General features: G+C 47.4%; 7 protein-coding genes and 8 pseudogenes. 7 read left to right on the top strand and 8 right to left on the bottom strand.

The genetic code is table 11. From position 1 onward, the window contains the following. Positions 1-27: 27 nt before the first annotated feature. The 4 pseudogenes from TZ48_RS23135 to glyQ form a co-directional block, all read right to left on the bottom strand. Positions 28-1,286 (bottom strand): annotated as a pseudogene (locus TZ48_RS23135) (valine--pyruvate transaminase). Between the two features lie 195 nt (positions 1,287-1,481). Next, positions 1,482-3,565, bottom strand: a pseudogene (locus TZ48_RS23130) (alpha-amylase). A gap of 205 nt (positions 3,566-3,770) precedes the next feature. Beyond that, positions 3,771-5,850: pseudogene (gene glyS, locus TZ48_RS23125) on the bottom strand (glycine--tRNA ligase subunit beta). Positions 5,851-5,852: 2 nt separating this feature from the next. Further along, a pseudogene (gene glyQ, locus TZ48_RS23120) lies at positions 5,853-6,774 on the bottom strand (glycine--tRNA ligase subunit alpha). Between the two features lie 414 nt (positions 6,775-7,188). Between glyQ and TZ48_RS23115 the strand changes: the two are divergent. Both TZ48_RS23115 and TZ48_RS23110 read left to right on the top strand, forming a co-directional pair. After that, a complete protein-coding gene (locus TZ48_RS23115; RefSeq protein WP_112481028.1) occupies positions 7,189-7,743 on the top strand; it encodes a TMEM165/GDT1 family protein in 555 nt (184 codons plus the stop codon). Between the two features lie 140 nt (positions 7,744-7,883). Beyond that, a complete protein-coding gene (locus tag TZ48_RS23110) occupies positions 7,884-8,144 on the top strand; it encodes a hypothetical protein (RefSeq protein WP_112481026.1) in 261 nt (86 codons plus the stop codon). Positions 8,145-8,223: 79 nt separating this feature from the next. On the opposite strand, the gene tusA is transcribed toward TZ48_RS23110, so the two are convergent. Next, positions 8,224-8,472 carry a sulfurtransferase TusA gene (gene tusA, locus TZ48_RS23105; RefSeq protein ID WP_042502471.1) on the bottom strand — a complete coding sequence of 83 codons (249 nt, stop codon included), beginning with the start codon at positions 8,470-8,472 and terminating at the stop codon, positions 8,224-8,226. A gap of 133 nt (positions 8,473-8,605) precedes the next feature. Between tusA and TZ48_RS23100 the strand changes: the two genes are divergently transcribed. Both TZ48_RS23100 and TZ48_RS23095 read left to right on the top strand, forming a co-directional pair. After that, on the top strand, positions 8,606-8,791 hold the full coding sequence (locus tag TZ48_RS23100) for a hypothetical protein (protein WP_112481024.1): 186 nt from the start codon (positions 8,606-8,608) through the stop codon (positions 8,789-8,791). Between the two features lie 159 nt (positions 8,792-8,950). After that, a pseudogene (locus tag TZ48_RS23095) lies at positions 8,951-9,891 on the top strand (LysR family transcriptional regulator). Positions 9,892-9,943: 52 nt separating this feature from the next. Here the strand turns inward: TZ48_RS23095 and acuI are convergent. The 3 genes and pseudogenes from acuI to fadB all read right to left on the bottom strand — a co-directional run bounded on the left by acuI (position 9,944) and on the right by fadB (position 14,441). Beyond that, a pseudogene (acuI, locus tag TZ48_RS23090) lies at positions 9,944-10,923 on the bottom strand (acrylyl-CoA reductase (NADPH)). Between the two features lie 160 nt (positions 10,924-11,083). Next, positions 11,084-12,247: an acetyl-CoA C-acyltransferase FadA gene (gene fadA, locus TZ48_RS23085; protein WP_042478154.1), complete on the bottom strand. Its 1,164-nt coding sequence runs from the start codon at positions 12,245-12,247 to the stop codon at positions 11,084-11,086. Positions 12,248-12,273: 26 nt separating this feature from the next. Beyond that, positions 12,274-14,441, bottom strand: a pseudogene (gene fadB, locus TZ48_RS23080) (fatty acid oxidation complex subunit alpha FadB). A gap of 219 nt (positions 14,442-14,660) precedes the next feature. On the opposite strand from fadB, the pseudogene TZ48_RS23075 reads away from it, so the two are divergent. From TZ48_RS23075 to hemG, 3 genes and pseudogenes are all read left to right on the top strand, one after another. Then, a pseudogene (locus TZ48_RS23075) lies at positions 14,661-15,283 on the top strand (YigZ family protein). 31 nt (positions 15,284-15,314) lie between these two features. Continuing rightward, positions 15,315-16,772, top strand: coding sequence for a TrkH family potassium uptake protein (locus TZ48_RS23070; protein ID WP_112460744.1), 1,458 nt, complete (start codon positions 15,315-15,317; stop codon positions 16,770-16,772). Positions 16,773-16,818: 46 nt separating this feature from the next. Further along, a complete protein-coding gene (hemG, locus tag TZ48_RS23065; protein WP_112481022.1) occupies positions 16,819-17,346 on the top strand; it encodes a menaquinone-dependent protoporphyrinogen IX dehydrogenase in 528 nt (175 codons plus the stop codon). Positions 17,347-17,690 lie beyond the last annotated feature (344 nt).

Raw genomic sequence — 17,690 nt, 5'->3', positions numbered from 1 at the left:
TGTATTTATTCTATTTTATCAACAGCCTTAAGCGCGAGTGCCTTGCGCGTATGCATTAGCCACTTCTTCCGCGATGATCGCAATACCTTGCTGCATTTTGTCGTCATCTTGCACGTAGTTCATGCGCAGACATTGATGAGCATGATCCCACTCATCTTCCTGACCGATAAAGAAATATTCCCCAGGTACAATCAACACGCCGCGATCCTTCAAGCGTTGGTAGAGCTCCATAGTGGTAATGGGTAGCTCATCAAACCATAGCCACAAGAAGATAGCGCCTTCTGGCTTATGGATTCGAAAGCGCGGATCGGTAATTGCCGATTGCAATAACTCAACCGCGTGTTGGGATTTTTGTTGGTAGAACGGCTTAATGACATTCGAGCTGAGCTCAAGAATATCACCTTTCTCAATCATGTGATGAGCCAGTGCAGGACCAAAGCTGCCCGGCGCCAGGCTAATAATGCCATTCATATTGGTCATCGCTTGGGTGACTTCTTCACTGGCAATGACAATACCGCAGCGCAACCCTGGCAGACCTAGCTTAGACAAGCTCATGCAAAGAATGGTGTTCTCATTCCAAAACGGCTCCACATCTTCAAAGATGATGTTTGGGAATGGCAAGCCGTAGGCGTTGTCGATGATTAATGGGATGTTATTTTCACGAGCTAGTTTATCCAGCTTGTGGATCTCTTCGTCGGTTAATACATTACCCGTTGGTTGGTGGGGCGTGAGGCACAAATCGCGGCAACCGAATCATCGATTTCTAAGTGTTCGAAATCCACATGGTATTTGAACAGGCCATTATCAAGCAGCTCTATTTCTGGGTGATAGGAGACAAAGATATCTTCGTCGATGCCGGCGTCACCGTAACCAATGTACTCTGGCGCAATTGGCAGCAAGATTCTCTTGTGGCTACCATCGCTTTGCTTACCGGCGAGTAGGTTAAATAGATAGAAAAAACCACTTTGGCTGCCATTGGTTAGGCTGATGTTCTTTTCGGTAATGTTCCAGCCATAGGTATCACGCAGCAGTTTAGCGAGCGATTTAACAAACGCATCTTTTCCTTGTGGACCGTCGTAGTTGGCCATGGCGGCCACCAGCTCACCACTGGCGAGGAGGTCACTACTGGCTTGGTGAAAATACTCGAGCATGGCAGGAATAGCGGCTGGGTTACCCCCTCCGAGCATGATGGCACCTGGAGTGCGAAGGCCATCATTAAGATCATCCATTAATTGGGTAATACCTGAGTAACGATTAAATTTTTCACCAAACTTCGAAAATTGCATTGCTGTACCTAGTTCATTGTGTTCACTTGTTGTGTTTATAAGGGGTTTTATCCTGCTGGTGGCAAGATGAACCTTTGAACATACAGCAATGATTACAGCAGGCAAAGCACTATTTGAGCGCAAAGAAAATGAGCAATGAAAAAGGAGCGCAGTAGCGCTCCTTTTGATGTGATTGAGTAGGGCTTAATCCATTGATTATTCGCCAGTGTAAACGATGAGTACCTTGTCATCTTGGTAACGACGTTCAAACGCATAGTACCCGCTTTGCTGGTGGGTAATATGCTCACCTTTAGCAATGGCAGGGTGGCGTAGGCGGAAATCACCAAGTGCTTGCCAGTGCTTCAATAGGGTTTCGCGTTGACCCGTTATCTTGTCCCAAGGCATGTCTGAGCGCGTACCTTGATGTGAGTCAGAGCCACTGGCACCTAGATCTCTTGCTATCTCATCACCATAGTAGATCTGCACCGCACCTGGACTGAGCATAAGCGCATTCGCGGCGCGCATTTGGTCATCAATGCTTCGGCTTCGAGATGCCCAGAACAGTGAGGTGTCGTGCGAAGAGAGGTAGCTCAGCACATTAAACTCGCTGTCGCTATTAATGCGCTCTGCATAGCGACGATAGTCACTGTCTAGGTTCGCGAAACACTTCAGTGCCTTAGGGGCAACATCTCCTTGGAACTCGAAGTTAATGATAGAATCAAAGCCGTTATCGAAATACGGGCTTTTCACCACGCTATGAGCCCAAACCTCACCGGTCATCCAGAACGGTTTATCATCCAGTGCTTTGTCTGGGTTGTTTTGTTTCCACTCTGCCAGTGCTTCATTGCTGGCTTGCTTGAGCTTGGCCCAGCTTTCCATTTCGACGTGCTTAGCGGTATCAACACGGAAACCATCGATGCCATACTCGCGAACCCAATCGGTGAGCCAGGTGATCAAATGCTCACTTGGTGTGGCTTGAATGTCTTTGGCATTGGTCTCTTTATTACGATAGAAGTTCGGTAGACCTGTCTTTTGCGTCGATTCGGTTTTTAGATCCGGCAAGAAGTTGAGTGACATGGTTCTGTCGTTGTATCCCGGTGCGTCGTAGTCGCCGATGTCGGTACGGATCCAATCCTTACCCCACCACTTATCCCACGCTTCGTCATCACTGTACTTGATGTAATCATTAAAGCTGTGCCAGCTTTGCCCTGATTTTGGTTGCCAATCGGTCCAGTTTTCACCGAGCTCTTGTTTTGCCTCTTCATCAGAGAGATACAACTGACCGAAGCCAAATTCTTGCATGTCCGCTAGCGTGGCGTAGCGGTATGGTTCATGACCACGTCCCATACGATGCGGATACCTTTCTCATGAGCAGTATCGATAAACTGACGCAATTCTTCCTCGGTGCCCATGTTGGCATCGAGCTTGGTCCAATCTTGATGGTAATAACCGTGATAGCCATAGTGCTTGAAGTCACCTTTATCACCGCCACCAACCCAGCCATGAATTTGCTCCAGAGGTGAGGTTATCCAGATGGCATTCACACCAAGCGATTCAATATAGTCAAGCTTTGCAGTTAAGCCAGCCAGATCGCCACCATGGAAGGTACCGATTTCATGTTCGCCATCTTTGCTCCGCCCATAGCTGTTATCGTTATCAGGGTTGCCGTTGTAGAAGCGATCGGTCATGACGAAATAGACCGTCGCGTTGTCCCAATCGAATTCCGCCTTTGGTGCTTGCTCAGCAGGTTCTAGCAGTAATAGACCTTGGCTGTTTGCACTGGGCTGCAGCGCAATCTTGCCACGGCTGACCGTCGCTTGTTGCCCGCTCAGCGCATCTCTAAGCACTGTGCCATCGGCAAAGGTGGCGCTGACGTCGATGACTTTTGGACTGTCACTAGCAACAGGGCAGGTGAAGGTAAGTTCGTTACTCTGTTTCGGTTTTACCTTCACAGTGAGCTCATTGTTGGCGGGATTGAGCGTGAATTGGTAAGTGTTTGCCTTGAATACTCGCATTGGAATCGCTGATTCCCCGGCACAATCATCGAGCTTTAGTGGGCGATTGAACTTAATGCGTGCGTCTTCCGCCAGAGCAAAGGTGCTGCCACAGGTTTGGGCATTATCACCAATCGCAAAGGTGTAGCTGCCTTTATCAAGCTTCTTTTCTGCAACCAGCAAACCTTGTTCATTGGCAGCAAAAGCCACTTGTTGGTCATCTAAGCTAAGTAGTAACGCATTATCTGGCATCTGACTACAGGCACCGAGCATTGCCACAGATAGAGAGATTAGGGTCTTTTTCATGGGTTCTCTTCCTTGAAGTTATCCCACGTTTATATCAAATATCGACCTCTACATTCTGAGTGCTATAACCGCTAGTTTGCAGGCAAACTCCTACAATTTTCTTACTAGTTCACAGAACTAACAATAACTTGATGCGGGTTGAAAGGGACAAAAAAGGGAAGCCTCAGCTTCCCTTTTAAATCACTCTTGTTACCAGAATCGATGACTACTTCTGAAGAAGTGAAATGTCGGCGATTTGTAGGAACAGGTTACGTAGGTTGTTGAGTAGCGTTAGACGGTTCTTCTTAAGCGCTTCGTCATCGGCCATGACCATCACGTTATCGAAGAATGCATCTACAGGTTCACGTAGGTCTGCAAGCTTGCTTAGCGCTTCTTGATAGTTACCGGTCGCGAATGCTGGCTCAAGGGCTTCAGTCATCACTTCAACGTTTTCTGCTAGCGTCTTTTCTGCATCTTCTTGTAGAAGTGCAAGGTCGATCTCTGCTGCCAGTTCGCCGTCGAATTTCGCTAGGATGTTACCTACACGCTTGTTCGCTGCCGCTAGTGCTTCTGCTGCTTCTAGCTCACGGAAATGAGATACCGCTTTAACGCGTTGGTCGAAGTCCGCTGGTTTGGTTGGACGGTTAGCCAGTACTGCTTGGATGATATCCACGCTGAAGCCTTCGTCTTTGTACCATGCATTGAAACGACCAAGCATGAAGTCGATGACGTCGTTTGCAACGTTCGCGTTGGTTAGCTTGCTAGTACCGTCTTCTAGGGCGAATAGTGACTGTGCTTTTGCAATTAGGTCAGTTAGGTCTAGGTTGTAGCCGTTTTCGACGATGATACGAAGTACACCTAGCGACGCACGACGAAGTGCGAATGGGTCAGAGCCCTTAGGTGCTTGGCCAATACCAAAGATACCGACAATCGTGTCTAGCTTGTCTGCCATTGCGACTGCTGAAGAGATACCAGTGCTTGGTAGCTCGTCACCGGCGAAACGCGGCATGTACTGCTCGTAAAGCGCCAGTGCTACTTGCTCATCTTCACCATCGTGAGTGGCGTAGTGCATGCCCATTACACCTTGAGTATCGGTAAACTCGAATACCATAGAGGTCATTAGGTCACACTTCGCTAGAAGACCAGCACGCTTAGATTTCTCTACGTCAGCATCGATTTGCTCAGCGATGTAGCCAGCAAGTTCAGTGATGCGGTCGGTCTTGTCTTTGATAGTACCAAGCTGCTTCTGGAAGATAGCTTGCTCTAGCTCAGGCAGACGGTCGATAAGAGGGCGCTTACGGTCCGTGTTAAAGAAGAATTCCGCATCCGCTAGACGTGGACGTACCACCTTCTCGTTACCTTCGATTACGTAGCGAGGCTCTTTAGATTCGATGTTAGAAACGAAGATAAAGTTAGGCAGAAGCTTCTTGTTCTCGTCATACACTGGGAAGTATTTTTGGTCACCTTTCATGGTGTAAACCAGCGCTTCAGAAGGCACCTTCAGGAACTCTTCTTCAAACTTCGCCGTTAGTACTACTGGCCATTCAACGAGAGAAGTCACTTCTTCAACTAGGTCATCTTCTAGATCAGCGATACCGCCAACCGCCGCCGCTGCTTTTTGAGAATCTGCTAGGATGATGCTTTACGTGCTTCGTAATCGGCCATGACTTTACCGCGCTCTTCTAGGATCGCAGGGTATTGTTCAGCAGAATCGATAGTGAACTCTTGCTCACCCATGAAGCGGTGACCACGGATAGTGCGGTCAGAAGCTACGCCTAGGATCTCGCCTTCAATCAAGTCAGAGCCCATTAGCATAGTCAGTGTTTTAACAGGACGGATAAATTGAGTCGTCTTGTTACCCCAACGCATTGGTTTCGCGATAGGTAGGTTAGCGAGCGCTTTTGCTGCTAGGTCTACAACGATTTCAGTCGTTGCTTGGCCTTTGACTTCTTGTTTGAACAGTAGCCATTCGCCTTTGTCTGTGACTAGACGGTCTGCTTGCTCAACCGTGATACCGTTTCCGCGAGCCCAGCCTTGAGCCGCTTTGGTTGCATTGCCGTCAGCATCGAATGCTACAGAAACAGCAGGGCCACGCTTCTCAACGACTTTATCAGCTTGACCTTCAGCAAGACCGGCCACCTTAAGTGCGAGACGACGAGGAGCCGCGTACCATTTCACGCCTCGTGTGCGAGATCTGCACCTTTAAGCTCGGCTTCGAAGTTTGTTGCGAAAGCTTCTGCTAGGGTACGAAGCTGCGTTGGTGGTAGCTCTTCAGTACCCAGTTCAATTAGAAATTCTTTTGCCATGATTACTTCTCCTCGTCTTTTTTAAGCATTGGGAAGCCTAAGGCTTCACGTGATGCGTAATATGCTTCTGCAACCGCTTTAGTTAGGTTGCGGATACGAAGGATGTAACGTTGGCGCTCTGTGACAGAGATAGCCTTGCGAGCATCAAGGATGTTGAACGCGTGAGCCGCTTTAAGAATGCGCTCATACGCTGGCAGAGGAAGAGGTTTCTCTAGCTCCAGCAGCGCTTTGGTTTTCTTTTTCACACTGGTCAAAGTAAGTGAATAGGAAATCGACGTCAGCGTGTTCGAAGTTGTACGTTGATTGCTCAACCTCGTTTTGGTGGAAGATATCACCGTAAGTGACCTTGCTGCCGTCTGGTGCGATGTTCCACACTAGGTCGTAAACAGAATCGACTTCTTGGATGTACATAGCGAGACGCTCGATACCATAAGTGATCTCGCCAGTCACTGGCTTACACTCAAGGCCACCAACCTGCTGGAAGTAAGTAAACTGAGTCACTTCCATACCGTTTAGCCAGACTTCCCAACCAAGACCCCATGCGCCTAGCGTAGGGTTTTCCCAGTTGTCTTCAACGAAGCGAATATCGTGAACTAGCGGATCGATACCAAGCACTTCAAGTGAGCCTAGGTACAACTCCTGAATGTTGTCAGGAGACGGCTTAAGCGCAACTTGGAACTGATAATAGTGCTGCAGACGGTTCGGGTTCTCGCCGTAGCGACCATCGGTCGGACGACGTGAAGGTTGAACGTATGCCGTAGACATTGGCTCTGGGCCAAGTGCACGTAGACATGTCATTGGGTGAGAGGTGCCTGCACCTACTTCCATATCTAGAGGTTGAACAATAGTACAACCGTTCTGTGCCCAGTAATCCTGCAGCGCGAGGATCATTCCCTGGAAGGTTTTGATATCGTATTTTTGCATAGTAATTCGCGCAATTCTCTAAGTGAAAAGGTCTGTCTGATAGTCAGAAAATAACAAATAAGTATACCCACTATTCGGTAAGGGGAGTAGGGGTAAACGTGACGATTTAATCATCATCAGGGCAAAAAATGCGGTTTTTCGGCGTTATTCGCTGTGTCGTGGTGTGTGAAGAACATTATTGTTGAAACAGATTGATTGTGTGATTACAATGCCGGCTTCTTTGGGGAGTAGCTTATCCATACGCTTGCAAGTGTTTGGATTCGTTCGTCAACATAATTGGTGCAAAATCACCATGGCGCTCGAGACTTGTGCCCGCAAGTTTAGCAAGACCATAGATAAACATCGTGAACCGGGGTGGGGCGCGAGGTTTGTCTATAGGTTAAATACTATAAACCCTGCCCCTTAGAGCATGTCGTGAGCGTTTTAGCTATATCAATTACTACCGTGGCACTCGCCGAAATTGGCGATAAGACCCAATTATTATCTCTGCTTTTAGCCAGTCGTTATCGTAAACCAATCCCTATTATTGCGGCCATTTTTCTGGCAACCATTGCTAATCATGCGTTAGCTGCTTGGTTGGGGGTTGTGGTGGCCGATTACTTATCTCCCGATGTGCTTAAATGGGTGCTGGTGGTCAGCTTCCTTGCCATGGCGGCGTGGATCTTGGTACCGGATAAACTGGATGACGATGAGAGTATTTCAAGTCGTGGTCCGTTTATCGCCAGTTTTATCGCGTTTTTTGTTGCTGAGATTGGTGATAAAACACAGATTGCTACCTCGATTCTTGGTGCGCAATATGCCGATGCCCTAACTTGGGTGGTCATTGGTACTACGGTGGGTATGCTGCTTGCCAATGTACCGGTTGTACTGATTGGTAAGTTATCTGCTAATACACTTCCCCTCGATTGGATTCGCCGTATCACCGCGATTTTGTTTGTTGGTCTAGCCATTGGTTCGGCGATTTTTTAATAACAATATCAACTGAGTATTGAATTTTTGTCGCGATCAAACTCTCGCTCGGATCTGATGAATTTCGTGATGAATGACATATTAGTGTCATAATTGTCATGGTACTTTAATCATGTGGATCCTAGCGAGAGGGCGAGATGATGCTGACACGTTACACAGGAATGACCGCAGAAAGCCAAAGCCGTTTGTTTACGTTCGGTTTGGTATTAACACTGCTTGGTATGGTACTTACGGATATGTGGTTACCTATGGTGGTAGGCGCGATCGTGATGACTGGGTTGGCTGTCGAGTCGTGGATTCGGGTTCAGCATATCATTCCAATGCACAATGAAATACGTTCGATGCAAAAGCAGATCAAGAAACTTCAATCGGAAGTCAGAACGCTGGAATATGACGAATAACTTGAATGGTTCGAACAAGACGAAGAGCTTCAACGAGACGAATAGTAGAAAGGCTGCCAATGCAGCCTTTTTTAATGCGTTATGCCATGCCTTTTTTGATGAGGTAAAGGTAGGGTACCGTTTCTGTTTGCGCACCAAGTAATTGGTGATCCATAAAACGACAGAAACTGGGAATATCGCGAGTGGTGGAAGGATCGTCGGCCTTCACCAACAACACATCACCATCTTCCATTTTACGAATTGTCTTCCTGACCATCATCACTGGCTCTGGGCAGCGCAATCCTTCGGCCTCAAGCGTTTGCGTGGCAAGGTCTGTATTGATTGTCATGGGGAACTCTTTTCTCTAGAAAACAGCCCAAATTCTACTTATGAAGAAAAAATATGCAATAACCCCTTGGCAAATGGATCTTTTTGCTTTAACTTTATTAACAAGTTGGTAACAAAGAGACAAGGAAGTAGCTATGTTGACCGCACTAGATAGATTAACAATATACTCGGTACTGTGCGTGATTGCGTTTTGTGCCTTGGTACTCCAGCCTTCACCACAAGCTGGGTGGACACCTTTAATTGGTTTGAGCGCTGCAATCGTGGGATTGTGGCTTGAGATGAGACGCTGGCAAGAGGCTTCTGAGGAGCAAGAAAATTAACAATTAATAAACATTTGTCATTAAATAGATTCAACACACTACGACATTCCGACACTATCCCCATTTTCTTGGGCTTCCCCGCTGAAAGGCGGGATTTTTTTTATCTGAAGAAAAGCCAACCCAGTGTAGACTAAATAAAGCATTACATAGGAAGAGCTTATGGAACTCGAAGAAATCTATCGCCGCGATCTTAACTTGTTGGTGGCACTGAAGGTATTGGTTGAAGAGGGCAGTGTCAGTCAGGCGGCTGTGCGGCTCAACCTAAGCCAATCTGCGACCAGTCGAGTGCTAGGGAGGCTGCGAGATCTGCTTGGCGATCCGCTATTTACTCGCCAGGGGCAACGTATTATCCCGACCAGTAAGGCGCTCGAGATATGTAAACAAATCGACCAGCCACTAGAGTCCTTTCGTCAGTTGTTAACCCCTAGCGAGTTCAATCCTTACTATTGTAATGAGCGTTTCCTTATTGCTACCACTGACTATGCGATGCAAACCATTTTGCCCTACGCGCTGCCTAAGATTTATCAGCTCGCACCAAATATTTCTTTAGAGTTTGCGCCGCTGCAACATGAAAGCCTTTTTAAACAGCTCAGTACCGACAAAGTCGATATGGCAATTTGCCGTCCCACTGGGTCCGTGACGCCTTTGCATCAAGAAGTGCTTGGACCTGTGGGCGTTTCTTGTTTGGTTTCCAAGCATCATCCTTTGGCGGATAAGCGTTATCGCTTGAAGATTACATTAATGCGCCTCATGCAATGATTGCTATCAGTGATGGCGTCAAAGCGTTATTGGATGCTGCGCTAGTTAATCAAAATCCAAGAAAAATGGTGTTGCGCGCGTATCACCTAGAAGCTGCGTTAGCGATCGTCGACAGTATGCCGCTTATCATTACTGTTCCGGCTGATCTCGCTTACTTAGTGGCTGAGCGCTACGATTTGGTGATTAAACCACTACCTTTCGCCTTTACGCCATTCGACTATTCTTTGATCTGGCATGCTCGATGCGATACCTCGGAATCCCAAAAGTGGCTGCGCTCGGTGGTGAAAGAAGAGTGTGGAAAATTGATTGCTAAGCGTATTGAAGATGTGGGTTTAGGTTGAATGAAAAAGGCTCTCGTAATGAGAGCCTTTTCTATAGCGAGGTTATCGCTAATTAGATTTTGATAGTCACGCGACCCGTTACGGCACCGTTAGTGATGTCTTCCGCCGCTTGAATTGCATCTTCTAGTGCTACGGTTTTGCTTGCCTGTGCGTAGTATGACTCAGGAAGTAGGGTTGCTAGCTGTTCCCAAGCTTTGATGCGTTTTTCGCGTGGGCACATTACAGAGTCAACACCTTGTAGACGCACGTTACGCAGGATAAATGGCATCACTGTGGTTGGTAGATCAAAGCCACCCGCTAGGCCACATGCTGCGACAACACCGTTGTAGTTTACTTGCGCAAGCACTTTAGCAAGCATGTTACTGCCCACAGTATCGACAGCTGCAGCCCATAGTTGGCGCTCTAGTGGTTTTGCTGGCTCTTCCAGTTCGCTACGCTCAACAATGCGTGATGCACCGAGTGATTTTAGTAGTTCGCCGTTCGCTGAAGCGCGACCTGTTACTGCCGCCACTTTATAACCTAGTTGGTTAAGTAGCGTAACGGACACACTACCCACACCGCCACTTGCGCCTGTGACCAGTACTTCGCCGTCTTCTGGTTTTACGCCAGCATCAACAATGGCTTGTACACACAGCATCGCAGTAAAACCTGCAGTACCGATAGCCATGACTTTTTCTGCATCGAGACCTGCTGGCATTGGCACTAGCCAGTCACCGTTTAGGCTTGCTTTCTCAGCCATGCCACCCCAGTGATTCTCACCGACCCCCAGCCAGTGAGAACCACTTCGTCGCCTTCCTTGTAACGAGGGTCGTCTGATTGCGACACTACGCCAGAAAGATCGATACCCGGTACCATTGGGAAATTGCGGATGATTTTACCTTTACCGGTAATCGCCAACCCATCTTTGTAGTTCAAAGATGAATATTTTACATCTATTTTTACATTACCTTCTGGAAGCTGTGACTCGTCTACTTGAGAAATAGTAGCGATTGTTTTTTTGTCTTCTTGGTTAAGTAACAGTGCTTTGAACATGATGTTCTCCAATGAGTTGACGTGTTATCTGCTACAAAGTGTAGGTGAGAAATTAGAAAAAAAACAATGAAACTTCAACATTAGACGTATGCATTTTGTGCATAAATAAAAACAGCCCCGAAAGCGGGGCTGTTTGCGTTGAAGAGCCGTAATGAGAGGGCTACGGTCTTTCAAAGATGGTTGCGATACCTTGACCTAAACCAATACACATAGTGGCAAGACCGATCTTAGCGTCTTTGTTTTCCATGATATTGATAAGCGTGGTTGAGATACGAGAGCCCGAGCAACCCAATGGGTGACCCAATGCGATGGCGCCGCCATTTAGGTTAACCTTTTCATCGACCACATCCAGTAGACCAAGATCTTTAGCACATGGCAGAGATTGAGCCGCAAAGGCTTCGTTTAGCTCAACAATATCGATGTCGTCCATCGTTAGACCTGCACGCTTCAGTGCTTTTTGCGTGGCTGGTACCGGGCCGTAACCCATAATCGACGGATCGCAGCCAGCAATGGCCATAGAGCGGATCTTCGCGCGAATGGTTAGACCAAGCTCGTTAGCTTTCTCCTCGCTCATGATAAGCATGGCAGACGCACCATCAGACAGTGCCGATGATGTACCTGCGGTTACCGTGCCATTTGCAGGATCAAAGACGGGACGAAGCTTAGATAGCCCTTCAACATTGGTTTCTGGACGAATCACTTCATCGTAATCGAGGGTAAACAGTGAACCATCTTCAGCATGACCTTCGGTCGGCAAGATCTCGTTCTTGAAGCGACCTTCAAGCGTTGCTGCTTGCGCTCGCTGGTGGCTTCGCGCTGCAAACTCATCTTGTTGCTCACGGCTGATGCCATGCAATTTACCCAGCATTTCGGCGGTGAGACCCATCATGCCCGCTGCTTTCGCGACGTTTTTAGAAAGCTGAGGGTGGAAGTCTACACCGTGCGTCATAGGAACGTGTCCCATGTGTTCAACGCCACCAATTAGGCAGATCTCCGCATCGCCAACCATGATTGAACGTGCAGCGTCATGCAATGCTTGCATAGATGAGCCACACAGACGGTTTACTGTGACGGCACCAATCTCAATCGGTAGGCCTGCCAGCAGCGCGGCATTACGAGCAACGTTAAAACCTTGCTCTAGGGTTTGCTGTACACAGCCCCAGTAGATATCTTCAATCTCTTCTGGCTTCACTTGTGGGTTGCGAGCCAAGATACCTTTCATTAGATGTGCCGATAAGTCTTCAGCACGCTGATGTCTAAATGCACCACCCTTGGAACGACCCATAGGTGTACGAAGACAATCAACAACGACAACATTTTTCATTTTGATATTCCTCATCCAATCGGTGGTTACAGTGAGCTAGCTTGCTGCACGTCATAGAAGCGTTTGCCAGAGCTTGCCATATCGACCAGCGACTGAGGCACCTTGTACATTGCACCTAGCGACTCATATTGCTTCGCCATCACAACGTAGTTATCGATACCGATACTGTCTAGATAGCGGAACACACCACCTCTAAATGGAGGGAAGCCGAGACCATAAACCAGCGCCATATCTGCTTCTTGTGGTGTTGCAATGATGCCTTCTTCCAAACACAGTACGACTTCGTTGATCATTGGAATCATCATGCGTTGAATAATGGTGTCATCATCGAATGATTGTGCTGGCTTGCTGACGGACTCAAGCAGTGAATTGATGTCTTCACTTGGTGCTTTCTTAGGACGACCGCGCTTGTCTGTAGTGTACGCATAAAACCCCGAGCCATTCTTTTGACCATAACGGGTGTTTTCAAACAGCACATCAATAGAATCACGCTGATCTTTTGCCATGCGCTCAGGGAAGCCTTCCGCCATCACCGCTTGTGCATGGTGCGCGGTATCGATACTACCACATCAAGTAGGTACGCAGGACCCATTGGCCAGCCAAACTTACGCTCCATGATTTTATCGATCTGAATGAAGTCCGCGCCATCCGCCAGAAGCTGACTAAAGCCGCCAAAGTATGGGAATAGAACACGGTTAACAAAGAACCCTGGGCAGTCGTTGACAACGATAGGGGATTTACCCATCTTTGCTGCGTAAGCAACAACGCGGTTGATAGTTTCTTCCGAGGTGTGCTCACCGCGAATGATTTCGACCAATGGCATGCGGTGTACTGGGTTAAAGAAGTGCATACCACAGAAGTTTTCTGGGCGCTTAAGTGACTTCGCAAGAACATTGATAGGAATGGTTGAGGTATTCGAGGCGATGACGGTGTTTTCGCCCACCATCTCTTCGACTTCACTCAGCACTGCGGCTTTGATTTTTGGATTCTCTACCACCGCTTCCACAATCACATCGCTTTGCTCAATACCGGCGTAATGCAGGCTCGGGGTAATAGAAGCCAGCACGCCAGCCATCTTAAATCCGTCGATACGTCCACGTTGTAAACGTTTGTTGAGCAGTTTAGAGGCTTCGGTCATACCTAGCTCAAGTGAGGCTTGAGCAATATCTTTCATGATGACAGGTACACCTTTAAGCGCAGACTGATAAGCGATACCGCCACCCATAATACCTGCACCTAGTACTGCTGCGCGCTCAGTGTCTTTACCAGACTTAGCGGCTTTCTTAGCAAGACCTTTGATGTATTGGTCATTGAGGAAAATACCAACCAATGCGTTGGCTACGTCAGAGCCTGCAAGGTTGACGAAGTAGTTCGCTTCTACATCAAGCGCTTCATCACGACCATAGCGAGCAGCCTCTTCAATCGTTTTAACTGCGGCCATTGGCGCTGGGTAGTGAGGTCCAGCTTTTTGTGCCACCAGACCTTTCGCCATGGTGAAGCTCATCATAGATTCAAGCTTGCTGAGCGTTAGCGGTGACACTTTTGCTTGGCGACGCGCTTTCCAATCAATCTTTTCATTGATGGCTAGCTCAATAGTGTTCAATGCAGAGTCATACAACGCATTAGTTTCGACGATAGCATCAAGTAGGCCGACTTTTAGCGCCTCATCTGCTCGGCATGCTTTGCCTTGTGTGATGATCTCCATGGCACTGTCAGCGCCAATCAATCTTGGCAAACGAACGGTACCGCCAAAACCCGGCATGATACCCAGTTTTGTTTCTGGTAGACCGATGCTGGTGGTCTTGTCACCAATTCTAAAGTCAGTCGCCAATACGCACTCACAACCACCGCCTAGCGTGTGGCCTTTTAGTGCAGATAGCGTGGGTACTGGCAAATCTTCCAGCTTATTGAAAATGTTATTAGCGAATCCTAGCCATTCTTTGAGTTCGGCCTTTGGCTTGGCAAACAAACCAAGGAATTCAGTGATGTCAGCGCCCACAATAAAGGCACTTTTATCCGTCGTTAGGATAAGTCCCTTAAGATCGCTCCATGCAGCAAGCGCATCGAGGGCTTTGTCTAAAGATTCGAGAGTAGCCAGATCAAGTTTATTGACCGACTGGGGAGAGCTAAAGCACAGCTCGGCGATGCCGCTGCGTACTTCCTTTACCTGTAGAGTTTCAGATTGGTAAATCATTGTCATTCTCCGTGACAGACAATCCGTGATTGTGTGAAAGCGGTTGTTATAGTTTTACTTCTGGTTAGACCAGTTATTTAAGTGTGTACCGCATCGAATTTAATTTCAATACATTTTTTAAACAACTGTTTAACATTATGACCAGTGTCCAATCTTGGAGTCAATTGCTAATGCTCGTGCTAGAATACCCCTTTTAGGCGACAAACCTCGTAAAAGCCAATGAACTCAACTGCATACTTGATACCTGAGCACCCCGTTCTTTTTGAAGAAGAGATCAAAAAGAGCGTGTTCATCACGCAAATCGCTCATACGCCGAGTATTGAGTTGGCGAAAGCATTTGTTGATCAAGTGAAGAAACAGCACAGTAGTGCCCGACATAATTGTTGGGGCTTTGTGGCGGGACGTCCTGAAAATTCGATGATGTGGGGCTTTAGTGACGACGGTGAGCCGTCTGGTACCGCAGGTAAGCCAATTTTGGCGCAGCTCAGTGGTTCTGGTATTGGAGAGCTTACCGCTGTGGTCACGCGTTATTCTGGTGGCATCAAACTTGGCACGGGTGGTTTGGTGAAGGCTTACGGTGGTGGCGTACAACAAGCACTTAAGCTGATTCAAACAATCGAAAAAAAATCACCACACAATTACGTCTAGAGTTAGACTATGCATTCGTGTCTATAGCTCAAGCCGAGCTGAGTCGTTTCGAAGCGGTTGAGGTCGAGTCGCACTACACCGACAAGGTCATTCTTATTGTTGAGTTAGAAGTGAACCATGTTGATGCACTGACGCAGAGTATCATTAATAAAAGCGGAGCCAAGGCAATGGTCTCCCCAGTAGAAAACAACTAGGACGTAACGAAGCACCGCTTCATCAACTCATATGCAATTTCGATCCATAATTCGCATTGTCGGACTGCTACTCGCTCTGTTTAGCGTTTCAATGCTCGCACCCGCTTTAGTCGCACTGATTTATCGAGATGGTGCGGGTGTGCCTTTTGTTACCACCTTTTTCGTCCTACTTGTTTGCGGCGGGTTTTTCTGGTTTCCAAACCGTCGTCATAAACACGAGCTCAAAGCCAGAGATGGCTTCCTTATTGTCGTACTGTTTTGGACCGTAATCGGTAGTGCGGGTGCACTGCCATTTTTGATTTCTGATTATCCTAATGTTTCTGTCACCGATGCCTTCTTTGAGTCCTTCTCGGCACTAACCACGACAGGGGCGACAGTGATCGTCGGCTTGGATGAGCTTCCCAAAGCGATTTTGTTTTATCGTCAGCTACTTCAGTGGTTTGGTGGTATGGGTATCATCGTACTTGCTGTGGCCATCTTGCCGGTACTTGGCATCGGTGGGATGCAGCTTTATCGAGCAGAGATCCCAGGGCCAGTTAAAGACAGTAAGATGACGCCACGTATTGCAGAGACTGCAAAAGCGCTTTGGTACATCTATCTCAGTTTAACTATTGCCTGTGCGGCGGCATTTTGGGTGGCAGGTATGACACCATTTGATGCCATCGCCCATAGTTTCTCGACGATTGCGATTGGCGGCTTCTCGACACACGATGCGAGTATGGGTTATTTCAACAGCCCGGCTATCAACATGATTACCGTTGTATTCCTGCTGATCTCTGCGTGTAACTATTCTTTGCACTTCGCGGCTTTTGCCTCTGGCGGCGTGCATCCTAAATATTATTGGAAAGATCCTGAGTTTAGAGCCTTCATCTTTATTCAGGTGGTTCTGTTTTTGGTCTGCTTCCTTATCTTACTTGAGCATCACTCCTACAATTCCATGTACGATGCGTTCGATCAGGCTCTGTTCCAGTCAGTCTCAATATCGACGACGGCCGGTTTTACGACAACGGGTTTCTCTGAGTGGCCACTGTTCTTGCCGGTACTTCTGCTGTTCTCATCATTTATTGGTGGCTGCGCGGGTTCAACGGGTGGTGGTATGAAGGTTATTCGTATCCTTCTACTGACACTGCAAGGCGCCCGTGAAATGAAGCGCTTGGTTCACCCAAGAGCGGTCTATACCATCAAAGTCGGCGGAACCGCTCTATCACAGCGCGTAGTCGATGCAGTTTGGGGTTTCTTCTCCGCGTATGCATTGGTGTTTGTGGTGTGTATGTTGGCACTTATCGCAACGGGTATGGATGAGCTCAGTGCTTTCTCTGCCGTAGCGGCGACACTAAATAACCTTGGTCCAGGTCTTGGTGAGGTGGCGCTTCACTTTGGTGATGTGAACGACAAGGCGAAATGGGTACTGATTGTGTCGATGCTATTTGGGCGATTAGAAGTGTTTACTCTTCTTATACTACTAACGCCAGCATTCTGGCGAAGCTAATTCATCAATACCAATTTACTAATAGATGGCAGCGAAGGAAAACATCGTGGAAAAAGTTCTCTATCTCTATTCTTCTCGCGAAGGACAAACAAAGAAAATCATCGGACGTATCGCTGAGCAGCTTGGTCACAATGATGCTGCCTCTATTAACCTGCATGAAAACCCAGATGTCAATCTGAGTGACTATGACAAAGTACTCATTGGTGCCTCTATTCGCTATGGCCATCTGAATAAGAAGCTGTACCAGTTTATTGAAGCAAACCAACAGCAACTGAGTGAGATGAAGGCGGCGTTTTTCTGCGTGAACCTGACGGCAAGAAAAGAAGACCAAGGTAAAGATACGCCAGAAGGCAGTGCCTACATAAAGACGTTTCTTAAAAAGTCGCGTTGGCAACCGACCCTTATTGGTGTATTTGCCGGTGCCCTCTATTACCCTCGTTATAATTCGTTTGATCGCTTTATGATTAAGCTAATTATGACCATGACAGGTGGCGAAACGGATACCACTAAGGAAGTTGAGTATACAAATTGGGATAAAGTGGGGTTGTTTGCTGAGAAATTTGCCCAGCTATAGAGAGAAAATGTTGGTTTTTACGCCGTTTTGGCTCGTTTTTAAGCGAACGATAAAAAAAAGCGAAAAACTTTAAAAAAAGGGTTGCCAACTTTAATCCGATCTCTATAATGCCCCCTCGCTGACACGGGAAAGGACAACGAAATCCTCAACGAGTCAGAAGGTCACAAGTTTCTAAGAAGCTTAGCAAAATAAGTTAAAAAAGTGGTTGACACGAAAACTTATCTCGCTAAAATGGCCGTCCGTTTTGAGCGAAGCTCGAAACAAGCTCTTTAACAATATAAACCTATCAATCTGTGTGGGCACTCGTTGATGATAATCAAATTAGATACCTCGGTATCAAATTA

Origin of the sequence: Vibrio variabilis, assembly GCF_003263785.1 — a bacterium.
In the GTDB taxonomy this organism is placed as follows: Bacteria; Pseudomonadota; Gammaproteobacteria; order Enterobacterales; family Vibrionaceae; genus Vibrio; species Vibrio variabilis.
The sequence above is the reverse complement of the archived record's forward strand: the minus strand, read 5'-3'. Positions and strand labels throughout refer to the sequence as shown.

What these genes read in the sequence shown, in the direction of transcription:
- TZ48_RS23070 (WP_112460744.1), top strand. Translation starts at nt 15,315, where the DNA reads ATGCAATTTCGATCCATAATTCGCATTGTCGGACTGCTACTCGCTCTG.
- TZ48_RS23100 (WP_112481024.1), top strand. Translation starts at nt 8,606, where the DNA reads ATGTTGACCGCACTAGATAGATTAACAATATACTCGGTACTGTGCGTG.
- TZ48_RS23110 (WP_112481026.1), top strand. Translation starts at nt 7,884, where the DNA reads ATGCTGACACGTTACACAGGAATGACCGCAGAAAGCCAAAGCCGTTTG.
- fadA (WP_042478154.1), bottom strand. Translation starts at nt 12,247, where the DNA reads ATGAAAAATGTTGTCGTTGTTGATTGTCTTCGTACACCTATGGGTCGT.
- tusA (WP_042502471.1), bottom strand. Translation starts at nt 8,472, where the DNA reads ATGACAATCAATACAGACCTTGCCACGCAAACGCTTGAGGCCGAAGGA.